The sequence below is a fragment of the Asticcacaulis sp. genome (assembly GCF_020217185.1).
In the GTDB taxonomy this organism is placed as follows: Bacteria; Pseudomonadota; Alphaproteobacteria; order Caulobacterales; family Caulobacteraceae; genus Asticcacaulis.
Genome location: NZ_JAIWNX010000307.1, coordinates 1 through 14,411, shown reverse-complemented (window position 1 = coordinate 14,411; position 14,411 = coordinate 1). Strand labels below are relative to the sequence as shown.

Sequence of the window (14,411 nt, the reverse complement as noted above, 5' to 3'; positions counted from 1 at the left end):
GCCGAACCTCCGGGCTTAGTCTCTCCTCTGTGCTGTGCGTGTCCAAAGCCATGCCCACAGGATGCACCGGCTTTCAGCGAGGGGGATAGATTTTGTTATCGCCGCGGCTTTCAGGCGTCTGCGCGCCGGTCCGCCACAGCCTTGATCTTGGCTTTGACTTGCGCAGCGGCGTCTTCCAGCGACATGACGCGGCCTTCAGCCTCGGCGGTCAGGGCTTCGGCCAAGGCCTGATCCAGCGCCGCCAACCGGCGTTCAACCGTTTCGACCATGTCCAATCTGCCTCCTCCGACTTTGCTGGATTGTTATATTGACCAGCTTCGCCAACACCTTATTAACTCCTCGAAATGCTCTCTAAGGCTGACGCTCGTGGTCTTCAAAAGGTATTTGTGGCGTTTCCAGACATTACTACATGAGGGTGTAGATTTCTAAAGCCCAGCTCGAGGGCGCATTTGGTCGGAAAGGGTACCCAAATGGATCGCTTGGGAACTGACCTCAGGTAGTGAGCTGATGATATTGAAATTAATAAAAAATTAAAATTTACAACATCGCTCCGTTTGTTGTCTTAGTAAATTTAAATTTTATGTATCTGGGAAGTTTCGAGATGATTTTTGATCGAACGATTGATCCAGTAATTTCGGAAATGTTAAGCATTTCAAATCCTGTTTCAGAAAACGCATTCAAATAATCAGATAAAGGTCTGTGTGTATGAATGGCCTTGTGCCCAGATTTTCCAGCGCCTGAAGATTGAAATTCAGCCAGAATATGTATTGTGGAATGATATGAAAACCATGAATACTTCTCGTATCCCCAATATCTTGGCCAAACATTTGGATTTGTTATTGTAGCTATTAAAGTCCCCCCGGGGGCCAGCATCTTATAACAAGCGCGTAAGAACGATCTATGGTCAACGCAATCCATTAGAACCATGTTTGATATAACTACATCAAATTCTTCAATATATTTTAAACCTTCCACAGAACTACATTTATATTCTATATTTTCTGATGAGTTGTGCTGACGAGCCATGTCTATGGAGCGGCTGCTTAAATCTACCCCAACCACATATTTTGAAAATTTTGAAATGTCTTTAGTTATAAATCCTAATCCGCAACCGGCATCCAATACCTTTTTTGGTTTTAGTGATTTCAGTTCGTGATGAAAAATGGGCATTAAAATGTGATTATATGTTGTGTCGCGCCCACTGTTTATTTCTTCATAACGAATATTTGCAATTTCATCCCAAGAAATTGCTATATCATCGTTTTCTATTTTGTTTAGTATTTTCATGAGGTTTCAAGAAGCCTAACTAAATCTTTTGCGAGATAAAAAATCGGACCGTCATTTGAGCTGTAACTATATATAGAATGTTTACCGTTTCCGGGTACTGCTATATGCATTGCCTCATTATGATGTCCATTATTGGAAATCGTGAATCGACAAGATGGCGTAAAATTTAAATTGTATTTTTTCATAGAATTTTTTAAATTTGCAATTTCATCTAAGTTATTTGGTATATGTTGCAAGTATATTTTCAAGTCTCCATGTGATGATTTTCTGCCCAATTCATTTTCTATATCCTTATCGTTAGACCACGACATATTTCTGGTTACAATAACGGTGCTTCCGCTATTTTTTATTATGTTAAACATAGCTTTTTTTATTTCATCATCGTTTTTATATGTTTTTCCTTTATTTTTTTCTATATATTCTTTAATGCAAAGAATAAATATTACGGATGCAGCTAAAAAAAGCATCGCCGCGGAAAATTTGTTATCTATGTATGGAACGATGTTTTGTTTAGAATTAAGCACTGCGAATGGTATCGCTAATATAGATAAAGCATTGGCCACAAATCCTAATATTTGCAGTGACATATTGCCCCTCCTGAAAATGAATTTCGAACTCACTTGAGTGCCGAAATCGCTTTCTATGTTTATCAATGCAACGCAGCAGATTATCATCGCGTTGCCCGTAACGAAACATTTTACGCACTCAAAAATTACAATCACTGTATTTTTTCAACTTTGAGATTAGAGTGTGAAAAAGTCAAGGCGCACATTGCCGACTTTTATTCGCCATGCTGACCCGAACAATGGCTTGAAGAGTTCCCCCCCCACAAAACCCCTTGCCCTTTTGGGGCAAATGTTCCACTGAAAGCCGCAGATTTTCAGGAGGGGTGCATCCATGTTCGGCTGGTTGTTCGGCAAGAAAAAATCGAAGGCCCAAAAGACTCAGACTACGGCAAAGACCCAAGCGTCTCAGGCCCCGGTCGTGGATGCCCCGGCAGTAACGGAGACTCCCGTCATGACCAAAACTACCCGTACCGAAACCGATACCTTCGGCCCCATCGAGGTCGATAATTCGAAATACTGGGGCGCGCAGGCGCAGCGCAGCCTCGGCAATTTCAAGATCGGCTGGGAAAAGCAGCCCCTGCCGGTGGTGCGGGCGCTGGGGATCGTCAAGCGCGCGGCGGCGGAAACCAATCAGTCTCTGGGCAAGCTGGACGCCACCATCGCCAATGCCATCATTCAGGCCGCCAACGAAGTGATCGAGGGCAAGCTCAATGACCACTTCCCTCTGGTGGTGTGGCAGACCGGTTCGGGCACGCAGTCCAACATGAACGCCAACGAAGTCATCTCCAACCGCGCCATCGAAATTCTGGGCGGTGAGATGGGCTCGAAAAAGCCGGTGCACCCCAACGACCACGTCAACATGTCGCAGTCGTCGAACGACACCTATCCGACGGCCATGCACGTGGCCTGCGCCGAGCAGATCGTGCACGACCTCTTGCCGGCGCTGAAGCACCTGCACGCCGCGCTCGATGCCAAGGCGAAGGCCTGGGCCGAGATCATCAAGATCGGCCGCACCCATACGCAGGACGCCACACCCTTGACGCTCGGTCAGGAGTTTTCGGGCTATGCCAAGCAGGTCGAAAACGGCATTGCGCGCATTGAATCGACGCTGCCGGCGCTGATGCAACTGGCGCAGGGCGGCACGGCGGTCGGCACCGGGCTCAACGCGCCGATCGGCTTTGCCGAGGGCGTGGCCGAAGCCATTGCGCGCATCACGGGCCTTGGCTTCACCACGGCGCCGAACAAGTTTGAAGCGCTGGCGGCGCACGACGCCATGGTCTTCTCGCACGGGGCCATCAATACGGTGGCCGCGTCGCTGTTCAAGATCGCCAACGATATCCGTTTCCTCGGCTCCGGCCCGCGCGCGGGTCTGGGCGAACTGGCGCTGCCGGAAAACGAGCCCGGCTCGTCCATCATGCCAGGCAAGGTCAACCCGACCCAGTGCGAGGCGCTCACTCAGGTCTGCGTGCAGGTGTTCGGCAACCATGCGGCCCTGACGTTTGCGGGTTCGCAGGGGCATTTTGAACTGAACGTCTTTAACCCGGTCATGGCCTATAACTTCCTGCAATCGGTGCGCCTCTTGGCCGATGCGGCCGTGTCGTTCACCGACAACTGCGTGGTGGGGATCGAGCCGCGGATCGACAATATCCGTAAGGGCGTCGAAAACTCGCTGATGCTGGTGACGGCGCTGAACGGGCGTCTGGGCTATGATGCCTGCGCCAAGATCGCCAAGACCGCGCACAAGAACGGCACGACGCTGCGCGAAGAGGCGGTCGGCGGCGGCTACCTGACCAACGAAGAGTTCGATCAGTACGTCCGCCCGGAAAACATGGTCAGCCCCGGTTAATTGGCGGGTCGGTTTCGGCAAAAAAACAAACGGGCGGAAGATCAGTCTTCCGCCCGTTTTTTTGGCCGTTTGGTTTTGGTGTTTGGCTGTGCGGTGGGCATCAGCGCCTCCCTGTCGTTACGCATTACTCATCTGTCAGCATCGCTCAGATGACGAGCAGGGCGACGGTGGCGAGGGCGGCAAACGACAGGAAGAACAGGCCGGTTAATGCGTTGGTCATGGGACTTATCCTTAAGCGATGGTGAGGAGCGAGATCACGCAGAAGGCGGTGATCGACAGGAAGTAGAGCGGGGTGAGGTAGCGGGTCATGGTGTATATCTTTCGGTGTGTGCAAGTAATGGCTCAGATGCTGAGCAGGGCGATGGTCAGGAAGGCTGCAAAGCTGAGGAAGGTGGCGCCGGTCAGAGAGATTTGCATGTCGATATCCTTTCGGTTAGATAAGTATTCGGTTTAAGGTTTGCTTGTGTGGGGCGGCGTTTCGTCCGCCGGTGATGTGGGTATGCCGCAGCCCGCCGATAGTTTCAAATTAAATGAACGTCATGAACGGGATTTAATCATTTGATTTATTTAATGAATTTTGTGTAATAACTTACAGGCCTGTAATGTGGTCAAAAGCTGAGGCCGATCAGGGCTTTATCCGGCGTGCCGCATTTGCTATAGCTTATCTGTTCCCGACGAGACGCGCCGTACCGGGACCGGAGTCAGCGCATCCCCAAAAGTGCCACGCGGTTTTGGGGTACGGGTGCGCGGCAAAAAGGCCGGGCAGACAAGACGACGCTCCCTGACATGATGTTTTCAAAGGAGTCTGTCATGACGACGGTCTTGCCGATGCCGTGGGTGTATCTGATTATTGCCGGGCTGCTGGAGGTGTGCTGGGCCATCGGGCTGAAATACAGCCACGGCTTTACGAAGCCCGTGCCGAGCCTGTTCACGCTGGTGACGCTGGCCGGGAGTATGTTTTTGCTGGCCAGGGCTGCGCAAAGCCTGCCCATCGGCACGGCCTATGGCGTGTGGGTGGGCATCGGGGCGCTGGGGGCGGCGATCCTCGGCATCGTGCTGTTCCACGAGGCCGTGACGCCGATGCGGCTCCTGTTTCTGGGGATGCTGCTGGTGGCGATTATCGGGCTCAAGGCGACGGCGGCTTAAGCCTGTTTATGATTCAACCTGAACGAAACGCGCTCTCAGAAAGGCCCCCACCACCACATCCCACCCGTCTTCGCTTAGGCTCAGACAGGCTCGTGCGGTCCCCGGCACCGGCCGCCCGGCTCCCCGCCAAAGGCGGGGAGGTATAATGGAGCGCGCTTTTACGCCAGCCGCACAAAAAACAGCACCCACATCGTCAGCAGCACCGTCACGGACCCCGCAAAGGCCAGCAGGCGGAACAGGATGTGGTTGATCGTCACGTGGATCAGGCTATGCAGGACCCGCAAGGCCACATAGGCCCAGGCCAGTATCAGTTGCACATCGCTGACCGTTTTCGTGACAAACAGCATCAGGCACAGAACGTAGAACAGCACCGGCAGCTCAAACAGGCTCGAATAGTTGCGGCTGATCAGGCGGCTCTGTTTCGGCACCCGCTCGCTTTCGCCAAAAGCGAAGTCGCGCGGCGTCACCTGTCCGGCCTTGGCCGCGGCGATGCGCGTGATCAGGATACCCGTCAGCATGACAAAGGTGAGGGCGGCCAGCGCGCCCATCGGCCACAGGATCAGAAGCGTATTGGGCATGGAACCTCCGTTTTCATGTTTTTGAGCATGACACGATCCGCCGCTTTCGGCTACTGACGCCTCCTGACCGGCGCGGCTGCCATGCGTGCGGCCCCATCCGAAAGCTGTGCCATGCTGACCGCCCTGTTTCGCCGTTTTGAGCGCCTGATCGACCCGTTCAGGCCCTATCCCGAAGCGACGCCGCCGGCGTCGATCGTGCCCTATTTTCTCGTCTATCTCCGTCAGACCTGGCCCGTCTTTGCCGGCGTTCTGGCGGCGGGCCTCTTGGTCACCCTGACCGAGGTGATGATCTTCCGCTTCATCGCCGACATCGTCGATATCCTCAACACCACAAAGCCGTCGCAGCTTTGGGCGCAGCACGGGCACTATTTTATCGCCATGCTGTTGTTGTTAGGTCTTGGCTGGCCGCTGCTGGTGCTGATCCAGTCGCTGCTGCTGCAACAGGGGGTGACGACCAACTTCCCGGCCCTGATCCGCTGGCAGTCGCACCGCCACGTGGTGCGTCAGTCGATGAGCTTTTTCTCCAACGACTTTGCCGGCCGCGTGGCGTCCAAGGTGGTCGATAGCGCGTCGAGCGTGCGCAACACCCTGATCACGCTGTGCGACACCTTCCTCTACGTGCTGGTCTATTTCTCCAGCGCGCTTTACCTGTTCTTTCAGGCCGATATCCGCCTGATCGTGCCGCTGAGCCTGTGGCTGATCAGCTATGGCCTGATCTGCTGGCGCTTTGTGCCGAAGCTGTCGAGCGCCTCTGAGCAGGCCTCCGAAGCCCGCTCGGCGCTGGTCGGTCGCGTGGTCGATAGCTACACCAATATCCAGACGGTCAAGCTGTTCGCCGATCCGTCGCGCGAAGACGCCTATGTGCGTGAGGCGCTGGAGGACAACACCGCCAAATGGCAGCAGCAACAGCGCCTGATCACGCGGCTGGATATCCTTGTGGCCTGTCTCAATGCCGCCCTTCTGCTCTCGACCGGCGTGCTGGCCGTGTGGCTGTGGGGGCAGGGGCTGATCACCGTCGGGGCCATCGCTCTGGTCGGTGCCCTGACGCAGCGCGTGCTCAACATGTCCGGCTGGGTGATGTTTCAGGTCACCAGCCTGTTTGAAAACATCGGCACGGTGCAGAACGGCATCGAGACCATCGCCAGAGCCCACAGCGTCAGCGACGCCCCGGACGCCAAGCCGCTGAGCGTCACGGCGGGTGAGGTGCAATTTGAGCGGGTCCGCTTCAATTACGCCGAAGGCAAACCCGCATTGAACGGCATCGACTTGACCATCGCAGCGGGCGAAAAGATCGGGCTGGTCGGGCCGTCCGGCGCGGGCAAATCGACGCTGGTCAATGTCTTTTTGCGCCTTTACGACCTCAGCGAAGGGCGCATCCGGATCGACGGGCAGGATATTGCGCACGTCACGCAGGACTCCCTTCGCGCCCATATCGGCATGGTGACGCAGGACACGTCGTTGCTGCACCGTTCGATCCGAGCCAATATCGCCTATGGCCGGCCGGGAGCCTCGGATGACGAGATCATCGAAGCCGCCCGTCGCGCCCACGCCTGGGACTTCATCCCTGATCTGCGCGACAATAAGGGTCGCTCCGGCCTCGACGCCCATGTGGGGGAGCGCGGCGTTAAGCTGTCCGGCGGTCAGAGGCAGCGCATCGCCATCGCCCGCGTCCTGCTCAAAAACGCGCCGATCCTGATCATGGACGAAGCCACGGCGGCGCTCGATTCCGAGGTCGAAGCCGCCATTCAGGACAGCCTGATCGAGCTGATGCAGGACAAGACGGTCATCGCCATCGCGCACCGGCTGTCAACCATCGCTCGGATGGACCGTCTGGTGGTGCTCGAAGAGGGGCGGATTATCGAAACCGGCACCCATGCGGAGCTTCTGGCCGCGCAGGGCCTCTATGCCCGCCTGTGGGCCCGCCAGACCGGCGGCTTTATCGCGGAGTGATCTTATACCAAGGGTCATTGAAAATGACTCTTGGTATGCCTTTCGAGACTGTCTCATGTTTCTGACACATATGAGACAGTCTCGAGTTTTCAACGGCCGGATGCGTCAGCATCTTCGGCCGTTGGTATTACACGAGCCCGTCCAGCGGTTTGACGCTCAGCGCGCCGGGGAAGACGTCGGTCTGTAGCCGGCGCACATCGGCCCCCAGATGGTCGCGGGCCACGCCCATCACCACAGCGCGCAGGTCCGTGGTCGGGGTGAGGTCGCGCCCTTCGTAGAGTTGCGCGGCCTTCAGCCCCGGCCAGTCAGCGATGACGCGCCCGCCCTTCACCGCACCGCCAGCAAGGAAGGCCGTAGTCGCCTGACCGTGGTCGGAGCCCTGCGTGCCGTTAAAGCGCGCCGTGCGGCCAAATTCGGTCGCCACCAGCACCACCGTGTCGGCCCATTTCGCCCCCAGACCCTGTTCAAAAGCGGCCAGAGACTGATCGAGGCCGCCCAGAAGCTGCGTCAGGCGGCGCTGTTCGGCGGTGTGGGTGTCCCAGCCATCGAAAGCCATGGCGGCGATACGCGGGCCGTCGTCGCGCCCCATCAGGGCCGCCGCCCCCTTGGCCATATCGACCATGGCCCCGGCCGGGCCGCCGCCGCCCATCATCGGGTTCATGCCGGACGCGATCTTGCCGGTGTCGATGCCTTCTTGCAGCACGGTCATCAGGGCCGGGTCAGTCTCGCCATAGAGGCGCAACAGGCGCGGGGCGAGGTCGGGATCGGCGGCCTTCAACTGTTGCGGGGCCCAGCCGAGCAGCGGCGCTTCGCCGCGGATGACCAGCGGCGTCAGCGTACCAACCGACAGGGATTTTTGCGCGGCGCCGATCTTTGACCCTTGCCCCAGCGACAGGATCAGGCGGTTGAGCCAGCCCGTATCGGCGTGGCCGGGCACATCAAAGCCCGACTCCAGCACGTCCTGCCCGTCGAAGTGCGAGCGGTTGCGATAGGGGGTGGCCGAGGCGTGGACGATCGCCGCCTGACCCGCGCCATAGAGGCGTTTCAGGTTGGGCATAGCCGGGTTCAGGGCAAAAAACCCGTTGAGCGGCAGGGCCTCGCCCTCCCACGCCGGGGGACGCAGGGCGGCGAAGTCTGGGTCACCGACTGGTGGCACGGCGGCGAGGCCATCGAGCGCGCCGCGCAGGATGATGACGATGAAGCGCGGATCGCGTCCCGCGGCAAAGGCGCTCTGCGGCAGCACAGCCGAAGCAAAAAGGCCGGTGGAGGCAACGAGGAAGGAGCGGCGGTCGATCATTTTCAAGCGCTTTCCGAAAAGTGGGACGCACTTTTCGGATTCAAAAGCGCGTCAGCAAAAATGTTAGCGCCGGTGTGGCGCAGCCATACGGGCGCTAACGCCTCATGAATTCGGGGGAGAGGAGCACGAGGGCCAGGCCCTGCGGACGGGTTTCGGCCAGGGCGACCGAACGGCGGGTGGTCTCGGAGATCAGGCCTTTCAGCCGCTCTTCGGCAAAGACGCGCGGATCGGTCCGTTCAGCCAGCCGCTCCGATAACTGGTAGGCGAGGTCGAGGCGGTTGTTCAGGCCTTCAGGTGTGGCCCAGACGCTGGCCAGATCGGAAAAGCCGTTGGGGCCGGGCGGCTGCCACAGGGGCTGACCCAGCACGCGCAGGGTTTGCAGGAAGCGCTGCGGCTGGATCGGCGTATCGAGCGCCCGCAGGCTGGCGATCACATATTCCTGCGGGGTCCGCAGCTTGGCGCGCGGCGCGCTCCAGCTCTCCTCGGCGGCGATCAGGGTCGCATAGACGGCGCTGAGGTCGCCGTCGGTCTCAAGGAACCGCTGGCTCACCCGATCGACCAGAGCCGGTGGCGGCTGATCGCTGACGAAGTGGCGCACCAGCTTGGTGGCGATGTGCTTGGCGGTCGCCGGATGGCGGGCGAGGTCTTCGAGCACGCGGATGCCCTGCGCTTCGCCGTCATCGGCATAGGTCTTGCCCAGGATCGTCTGCGGGCCCGGCTCGTGGGCATTGGGGTTGAAGCGGAAGCCGTCGCCCTGACCGCTGCGGTTGATCCCCCAGCCGGTAATCACCTTGGCAAAGCGCGTCACATCGGCCTGCGTGTAGCCGCCATTGACGCCCAGCGTGTGCAGTTCGAGGATTTCACGCGCCAGATTCTCATTCAGGCCGCGCTTGCCATTGCGGTTGGCGCGGGCGTTCGGCCCGATCGAGGCGTCATTATCCAGATAAACCTGCATGGCCGGATGGCGCTCGGCGGCCAGCAACAGGTCGCGGAAGCGGCCGGTAATGTGTGGACGGATCGCCTCGCGCTCATAGGCCCCGGCCAGCACGCGCACAGGCAGGCCCTTATCGACTGACACGGCGAAGTGATTGGCCCAGAACATCACCAGCCGCTCATGGAAACCGATGCGGGCGTCGCCCCAGACCTTCAGCCGGGCGGCGACCTCGGCAAAGCTGACGGCCTGCGGCAGTCGCTGATCGTCCATCAGGGGCGGCTGTTTGCCCGCCATATCGGGGGCGGCCATTGACGGGATGTCTGGCGCGGGTGTCTGGTTTTGCGCCTTGATCTCGCGCCGCTCTTTACGGGCGCGGTTATAGGCGGCCAACTGAGTGAGCAGTTCCGGCGTCGGCGGCAGGGCGCTGGAAAAGCCCAGATCGCGCTGCGCGTCGCTCAGGCTCATGCTGAGGGTCGGGGGGGATTTCAGTTCCGCCAGCAGCGCTTCGCGCGCCTCACCGGAGGCCGCGCCGAGGCCCCTGGGCGTGATGCCCAATCCGAAACGGCTGAACGCGATGGCGGCTCGTGTGTCCGGGCTCATGACGCCTCCTCTGTCTTTATTACAGAGGTGATACGTAAGGAGCTGGCGCGACCCTTCGCTTACTTCTGCAACTGATACAGCGTGATCTTCACAGGGTCGCCGTTCGAGTAGTTATAGCCCTCGATGGTTTTGACAGCGCGCGGCCTCAGACCGGCGGCGCTGACGGCCTTGCGGAACTCCGCGTCGTGGCGGCCTTCGACGCACACCGGACGCCCTTGCAGCAGGGCGGCGGCGGCCTGTTCCGGCGTGTCGGCCAGCTCGGTTTCCGTGCCCATGGCAAAGACGAAGGACGGTTCGGCATAGCCCAGCGTCGCCACCGGGCCCGGTTGCAGGCCCTTGCGCGGATCGAGGCCGGTTTCGACCAGCGCCGCTTCGAGATTACGCGACATCCACAGGGGCTTAAGCTCCGACAGGGTGGCGACGAAGCCGAGGTGCGCCACCACGCCTGCGCCGATCAGACAGGCCAGCGCCGTGTTCATATGCTGACGCCACAGGAACAGCGCCGCCAGACCCCCGATCAGCAGCGCCGCCGCAGCCACGATGGTGACCAGAACCGCCACGCCGGCATGACCAAACTCCGACAGGCCATAGGCGGCGATGGCGGTGATCAGGAAGCCACCGAACAGGCCCAGCCCGGTGTTCATCACCTTGGCCCAGGTCTTCAGCGGGATCGACAGCCCCAGCACCGCCAGCAGCACCAGACCGCCATAGGTCGGCAGCGGATAGTGGACCAGCTTGGTGGGTGAGGCTTCAAAGATCAGGAAGCCCGGCACGAACCAGCAGATGGCAAAGCGCACGGCGGGCTCCGCATAGCGCGTCAGGGCCGTTTGCAGCGCGCCGCCCAGAAGGAAGCTTAAGGGGAAGAACAGAAGCGGCAGGGCCAGCGTATGATAGCCGGGCCAGGCGAAATGACCCTCGGACCCCGACACCAGCTTGGGCGCAAAGTCGTCGCCGATGGCCGTACCCCAGAAGCCGCCGTCGGTGGCTATGGTGATGGCGATGGCCCACGGCCCGACGATCAGGGCGGTGATCAGCAGCCCCCACGTCCAGCCGAGGTGTTTCAGCCAGTCGGCGGCACCGGGCACCTTGGCCTTCAGATCCCAGCCCAACAGCGCCAGCGCCGTGGCGGCGAACATCATCGGCCCGATCGGTCCCTTGATCAGGACCGAGCCGCCAAAGGCCAGCCAGAAGATCAGCTTGTACTTCGTCAGTTTGGGCTTTTCGCTGAGGTCTGTGCGCTGACGATAGGTGACGTAGATGCGCGCCAGCGCCATCAGGAACAGGGTGGTCAGACCGCACAGCACCGCATCGGTCTTGGCGATAAAGGCTTCGCTGGACAACAGGAAGGAGACGCCGAACAGTACCCCGGCGATCAGCCCCTGCCGGCGGTCAAACAGGAAACCCGCGCCCCAGCTCATGGCAAAGGCCGCCAAGGCCGCGCCAAACAGCGACGGCCAGCGGTAGGAGAGGATGTCCCGCGCCGCCACGTCAGAGGTCAGCGCGGTCGAAGCGGCCTGAAGCCAGTGGATGCCGACCGGCTTCTTGTGCCGCGGGCGGTCCTGATAGCTGATATTGATGAAGTCCTTCGATTCCAGCATCTGGCTGGAGGCTTGAGCGAAGCGCGATTCGTCGCGGTCGAGCGGCGGGATCAGCAGGGCGCAGGGCAGGCCAACCAGAAAAGCGATGATCGCCGCCAGCAGCGGGCCGCGCAGATCAGGGCTCAGGGGGGAGAAGGTCTTGCTGGACATAGGCAAAGCGGGCTCACAGGGGCAAAGCGGCCTCACAGGCGCGAAATCCGGGTGCGGCGGGGCACCGGACTCCTGATGAGGGGGTGTTCGGTTTACGCTTAACCGCAAACCTGATAAGACGCCAGACTCATATTACCGCTGGTCGCGCCGACCACGCCTCCCTTTCCCGCAAAGAGCCGCTCATCCATGTCCGTACCCGTGTCCGTCGTCGTTGCCGTCCACAATGAAGAGGGGGCCACCCCGCAGGTGGTGCAGGAGCTGAAAAGCGTGTTTGACGCGGGCCTTGGGGCCGGGAATTACGAGCTGGTGTTTGTGGACGATAAATCGACAGACGCGACGCCGCAGGTGCTGAGCGGGTTGAAAGCCTCGGTGCCGGAACTGCGCGTCATCCGCCATGAAAACAATGTGGGTAAGTCGGGCGGCGTGTTCACGGGCGTGCTTCATGCGCGCGGTGACATCATCGCCATGATGGACGGTGATGGTCAGAACCCGGCTTCGGACGTTCTGAAGGTGGCGCAGATGCTGATGGCCGCCGATACCAGCGTGGGCATGGTCGCCGGTGAGCGCCGCCGCCGTCAGGACACGGCCTCAAAGAAATGGGCCTCGCGCTGGGCCAACGGCATCCGCAGGAACCTGCTGAAAGACGGCTCAAACGACACCGGCTGCGGTATCAAGGCCATTCGCCGCGACCTGTTTCTGCGTCTGCCCTATTTCGACAATATGCACCGCTACATCCCGGCCTTGGTCAACCGCGAAGGCTATGTTACGCTTTTTGAACCGGTCGATGACCGCCTGCGCACGACGGGCAGCTCCAAATACACCAACTGGGGCCGCCTGAAGAACGCGCTGACCGACCTGCCGGGCGTCATGTGGCTGAACAGCCGCCGCCGCCTGCCGGGGCGGACCACGGAGGTTTAGACCTCTCTGAGAACGGGGTTAACGGGATGGCTAGTCAGGAACAGCGAAACGCGGTAGTAGGTACAGCAGTCATCTCGCAAACGGGGAAGCACATGGCGAATGCACCGGCCAAGAAGGACGAGGGGGGGATTCTGACGGCCTTCCCGATGCTGGCCATTCCCGTTGCGGTGTATAATATCGTCGCCCTGTTCCACATGTTCGGCAGCGACGCCAATTCCGCCTATAATGGCCTGAGCCACGTGCTGTTCAGCGTGCCCATGCCGTCGGCCGGGACGAAGTGGCTGATCTCCACCGGCGATGTGGTGGTGTTTATCGGCCTGATCATGCTGTTTTTCGAGCTTCTGAAATCGACCCGTTCGGACAGCGTGGCCATCGTCAATCACTCGCTGTCGATGGTGCTGTTTATCATCTGTCTGGTCGAGTTTCTGCTGCTGCGCCCGTTTGGCACGTCGACCTTCTTCCTGCTCACCACCATGACGCTGCTCGATGTGCTGGCCGGCTTTATCGTGACCATCATCACCGCCCGCCGCGATCTGGAATTTGGCTGAGCGTCACAGGTTTGAAGTGTACGGGTTGATGCCCTGCTGGATGAGCCTGTCTTGCACGGCATGGAGCATTTTCACCGCCGCTACGCCGCTTTTCATCCCTTCGCGTGCCTCGGTTTCGCTGATTTCATCTTCGCGGATGACAACTTGATGCGATCCGGCATCATAGCGCACAAAATAACGGTTGCCGCGCCGCCAGATTTGCAAATCCGCCAGTTCAAACAGTAGCTTGTCCATTCTCGAAGCCCTTATGCTGAAACGCCGGACGGCACTACTCAATCGTCCAACTCATCTTCCCGGATTTCGCTTTGCCGAAAACTGTTTCAGGGGAGGTGCCGTAGCGGGATGGTATTTCCAACTAAAATATCGCGCCTACGTAAACAGCGTGAAGATGGTGGCGACCAGCAGCACGTCGAAGGTCTTGGTCAGGATCGGCATCAAGGTAGGCATGGGACGCTCCGCATCAGATGCGGGGCGCGTTGCAAAAGCCGTGCCGCAGGCTTAACGACTCTTAACCCTATATCTTCTCGCGCTTGATGCGGCCCGGTGCCGGGCGGCGGTCGTTCGGCCCGGAATATTCGGACGCCAGATAGGTCTTTTTTGCCCGCCCCAGCGTCTCCGGCCCGCCGCGCAGGCCGCGCTTTTCGCCGCCGCCCAGCACCTGCGCCGCATAGTCCACATTCTCATAGGCCTTGTTGACCCGCCGCGTGGACGAGGGTTCGTGTTCCACAGCGGGACCAGCAGGCACAGGAAGGTTGGGCTTTTTCGTCATTCTGTCGGCAAAAGAAAAGGGGCGAAAACCGAAGCTCCCGCCCACTCTACACCCATAGTCTTAAAACAGAGTCTATTTGCGCGTCGCCAACTGGTCGATCTGCGCCTTCATGGCCTCGATCTGCTGACGCAGTTCATTGACCTGATCGCTGTCGGCCGCAGGGGCGGGAGCCGCAGCCGGGGCCGCCGGTTCGGCTGCGCCCGCGCTGGGGGCCGCGCCGGGGG

The 14,411-nt window shown here is 59.5% G+C and carries 15 protein-coding genes; 6 read left to right on the top strand and 9 right to left on the bottom strand.

Annotated features, from left to right (window positions below; translation table 11 throughout):
• Positions 1-110 precede the first annotated feature (110 nt).
• The 3 genes from LDL37_RS15920 to LDL37_RS15910 all read right to left on the bottom strand — a co-directional run bounded on the left by LDL37_RS15920 (position 111) and on the right by LDL37_RS15910 (position 1,874).
• Positions 111-269: a hypothetical protein gene (locus LDL37_RS15920; protein ID WP_290799824.1), complete on the bottom strand. Its 159-nt coding sequence runs from the start codon at positions 267-269 to the stop codon at positions 111-113.
• Between the two features lie 268 nt (positions 270-537).
• Complete coding sequence (locus tag LDL37_RS15915) at positions 538-1,287, bottom strand: class I SAM-dependent methyltransferase (protein ID WP_290799823.1); 750 nt, start codon at positions 1,285-1,287, stop codon at positions 538-540.
• The gene (locus LDL37_RS15910; RefSeq protein ID WP_290799822.1) at positions 1,284-1,874 is read right to left on the bottom strand and encodes a hypothetical protein; all 591 of its coding nucleotides are present in this window, start codon (positions 1,872-1,874) and stop codon (positions 1,284-1,286) included. The genes LDL37_RS15915 and LDL37_RS15910 overlap by 4 nt, the downstream gene beginning before the upstream one ends.
• Before the next feature lie 430 nt (positions 1,875-2,304).
• On the opposite strand from LDL37_RS15910, the gene fumC reads away from it, so the two are divergent.
• Positions 2,305-3,699: a class II fumarate hydratase gene (gene fumC / locus LDL37_RS15905; protein WP_290799820.1), complete on the top strand. Its 1,395-nt coding sequence runs from the start codon at positions 2,305-2,307 to the stop codon at positions 3,697-3,699.
• Positions 3,700-4,527: 828 nt separating this feature from the next.
• Complete coding sequence (sugE, locus tag LDL37_RS15900) at positions 4,528-4,845, top strand: quaternary ammonium compound efflux SMR transporter SugE (protein WP_366509248.1); 318 nt, start codon at positions 4,528-4,530, stop codon at positions 4,843-4,845.
• A gap of 158 nt (positions 4,846-5,003) precedes the next feature.
• On the opposite strand, the gene LDL37_RS15895 is transcribed toward sugE, so the two are convergent.
• Entirely contained in the window at positions 5,004-5,423 is a 420-nt protein-coding gene (locus LDL37_RS15895) for an MAPEG family protein (protein WP_290799816.1), read from the bottom strand.
• An 81-nt stretch (positions 5,424-5,504) separates the two neighbouring features.
• Here LDL37_RS15895 and LDL37_RS15890 point away from each other — a divergent pair, with 81 nt between their 5' ends.
• The gene (locus LDL37_RS15890) at positions 5,505-7,373 is read left to right on the top strand and encodes an ABC transporter ATP-binding protein (protein ID WP_290799815.1); all 1,869 of its coding nucleotides are present in this window, start codon (positions 5,505-5,507) and stop codon (positions 7,371-7,373) included.
• 127 nt (positions 7,374-7,500) lie between these two features.
• On the opposite strand, the gene LDL37_RS15885 is transcribed toward LDL37_RS15890, so the two are convergent.
• From LDL37_RS15885 to LDL37_RS15875, 3 genes are all read right to left on the bottom strand, one after another.
• Complete coding sequence (locus LDL37_RS15885; protein ID WP_290799814.1) at positions 7,501-8,670, bottom strand: DUF1501 domain-containing protein; 1,170 nt, start codon at positions 8,668-8,670, stop codon at positions 7,501-7,503.
• Between the two features lie 94 nt (positions 8,671-8,764).
• Positions 8,765-10,204, bottom strand: a complete 1,440-nt coding sequence (locus tag LDL37_RS15880; protein ID WP_290799813.1) for a DUF1800 family protein — start codon at positions 10,202-10,204, stop codon at positions 8,765-8,767.
• A gap of 59 nt (positions 10,205-10,263) precedes the next feature.
• Complete coding sequence (locus LDL37_RS15875; RefSeq protein ID WP_290799811.1) at positions 10,264-11,952, bottom strand: glycosyltransferase family 39 protein; 1,689 nt, start codon at positions 11,950-11,952, stop codon at positions 10,264-10,266.
• A 186-nt stretch (positions 11,953-12,138) separates the two neighbouring features.
• Between LDL37_RS15875 and LDL37_RS15870 the strand changes: the two genes are divergently transcribed.
• Positions 12,139-12,870 (top strand): glycosyltransferase family 2 protein, encoded by a 732-nt coding sequence (locus tag LDL37_RS15870; RefSeq protein WP_290799808.1) that lies wholly within the window; start codon positions 12,139-12,141, stop codon positions 12,868-12,870.
• A 92-nt stretch (positions 12,871-12,962) separates the two neighbouring features.
• Positions 12,963-13,418 carry a hypothetical protein gene (locus LDL37_RS15865; RefSeq protein ID WP_290799806.1) on the top strand — a complete coding sequence of 152 codons (456 nt, stop codon included), beginning with the start codon at positions 12,963-12,965 and terminating at the stop codon, positions 13,416-13,418.
• A gap of 3 nt (positions 13,419-13,421) precedes the next feature.
• On the opposite strand, the gene LDL37_RS15860 is transcribed toward LDL37_RS15865, so the two are convergent.
• Positions 13,422-13,652 carry a hypothetical protein gene (locus LDL37_RS15860; protein ID WP_126421044.1) on the bottom strand — a complete coding sequence of 77 codons (231 nt, stop codon included), beginning with the start codon at positions 13,650-13,652 and terminating at the stop codon, positions 13,422-13,424.
• Here LDL37_RS15860 and LDL37_RS15855 point away from each other — a divergent pair.
• Positions 13,645-13,920, top strand: a complete 276-nt coding sequence (locus LDL37_RS15855) for a hypothetical protein (RefSeq protein WP_145987679.1) — start codon at positions 13,645-13,647, stop codon at positions 13,918-13,920. The genes LDL37_RS15860 and LDL37_RS15855 overlap by 8 nt on opposite strands.
• 12 nt (positions 13,921-13,932) lie before the next feature.
• Here LDL37_RS15855 and LDL37_RS15850 read toward each other — a convergent pair whose 3' ends face one another.
• Entirely contained in the window at positions 13,933-14,145 is a 213-nt protein-coding gene (locus tag LDL37_RS15850; protein ID WP_232037006.1) for a hypothetical protein, read from the bottom strand.
• Positions 14,146-14,411 lie beyond the last annotated feature (266 nt).

What these genes read in the sequence shown, in the direction of transcription:
- LDL37_RS15920 (WP_290799824.1), bottom strand. Translation starts at nt 269, where the DNA reads ATGGTCGAAACGGTTGAACGCCGGTTGGCGGCGCTGGATCAGGCCTTG.
- LDL37_RS15915 (WP_290799823.1), bottom strand. Translation starts at nt 1,287, where the DNA reads ATGAAAATACTAAACAAAATAGAAAACGATGATATAGCAATTTCTTGG.
- LDL37_RS15910 (WP_290799822.1), bottom strand. Translation starts at nt 1,874, where the DNA reads ATGTCACTGCAAATATTAGGATTTGTGGCCAATGCTTTATCTATATTA.
- fumC (WP_290799820.1), top strand. Translation starts at nt 2,305, where the DNA reads ATGACCAAAACTACCCGTACCGAAACCGATACCTTCGGCCCCATCGAG.
- sugE (WP_366509248.1), top strand. Translation starts at nt 4,528, where the DNA reads ATGCCGTGGGTGTATCTGATTATTGCCGGGCTGCTGGAGGTGTGCTGG.
- LDL37_RS15895 (WP_290799816.1), bottom strand. Translation starts at nt 5,423, where the DNA reads ATGCCCAATACGCTTCTGATCCTGTGGCCGATGGGCGCGCTGGCCGCC.
- LDL37_RS15890 (WP_290799815.1), top strand. Translation starts at nt 5,505, where the DNA reads ATGCGTGCGGCCCCATCCGAAAGCTGTGCCATGCTGACCGCCCTGTTT.
- LDL37_RS15885 (WP_290799814.1), bottom strand. Translation starts at nt 8,670, where the DNA reads ATGATCGACCGCCGCTCCTTCCTCGTTGCCTCCACCGGCCTTTTTGCT.
- LDL37_RS15880 (WP_290799813.1), bottom strand. Translation starts at nt 10,204, where the DNA reads ATGAGCCCGGACACACGAGCCGCCATCGCGTTCAGCCGTTTCGGATTG.
- LDL37_RS15875 (WP_290799811.1), bottom strand. Translation starts at nt 11,952, where the DNA reads ATGTCCAGCAAGACCTTCTCCCCCCTGAGCCCTGATCTGCGCGGCCCG.
- LDL37_RS15870 (WP_290799808.1), top strand. Translation starts at nt 12,139, where the DNA reads ATGTCCGTACCCGTGTCCGTCGTCGTTGCCGTCCACAATGAAGAGGGG.
- LDL37_RS15865 (WP_290799806.1), top strand. Translation starts at nt 12,963, where the DNA reads ATGGCGAATGCACCGGCCAAGAAGGACGAGGGGGGGATTCTGACGGCC.
- LDL37_RS15860 (WP_126421044.1), bottom strand. Translation starts at nt 13,652, where the DNA reads ATGGACAAGCTACTGTTTGAACTGGCGGATTTGCAAATCTGGCGGCGC.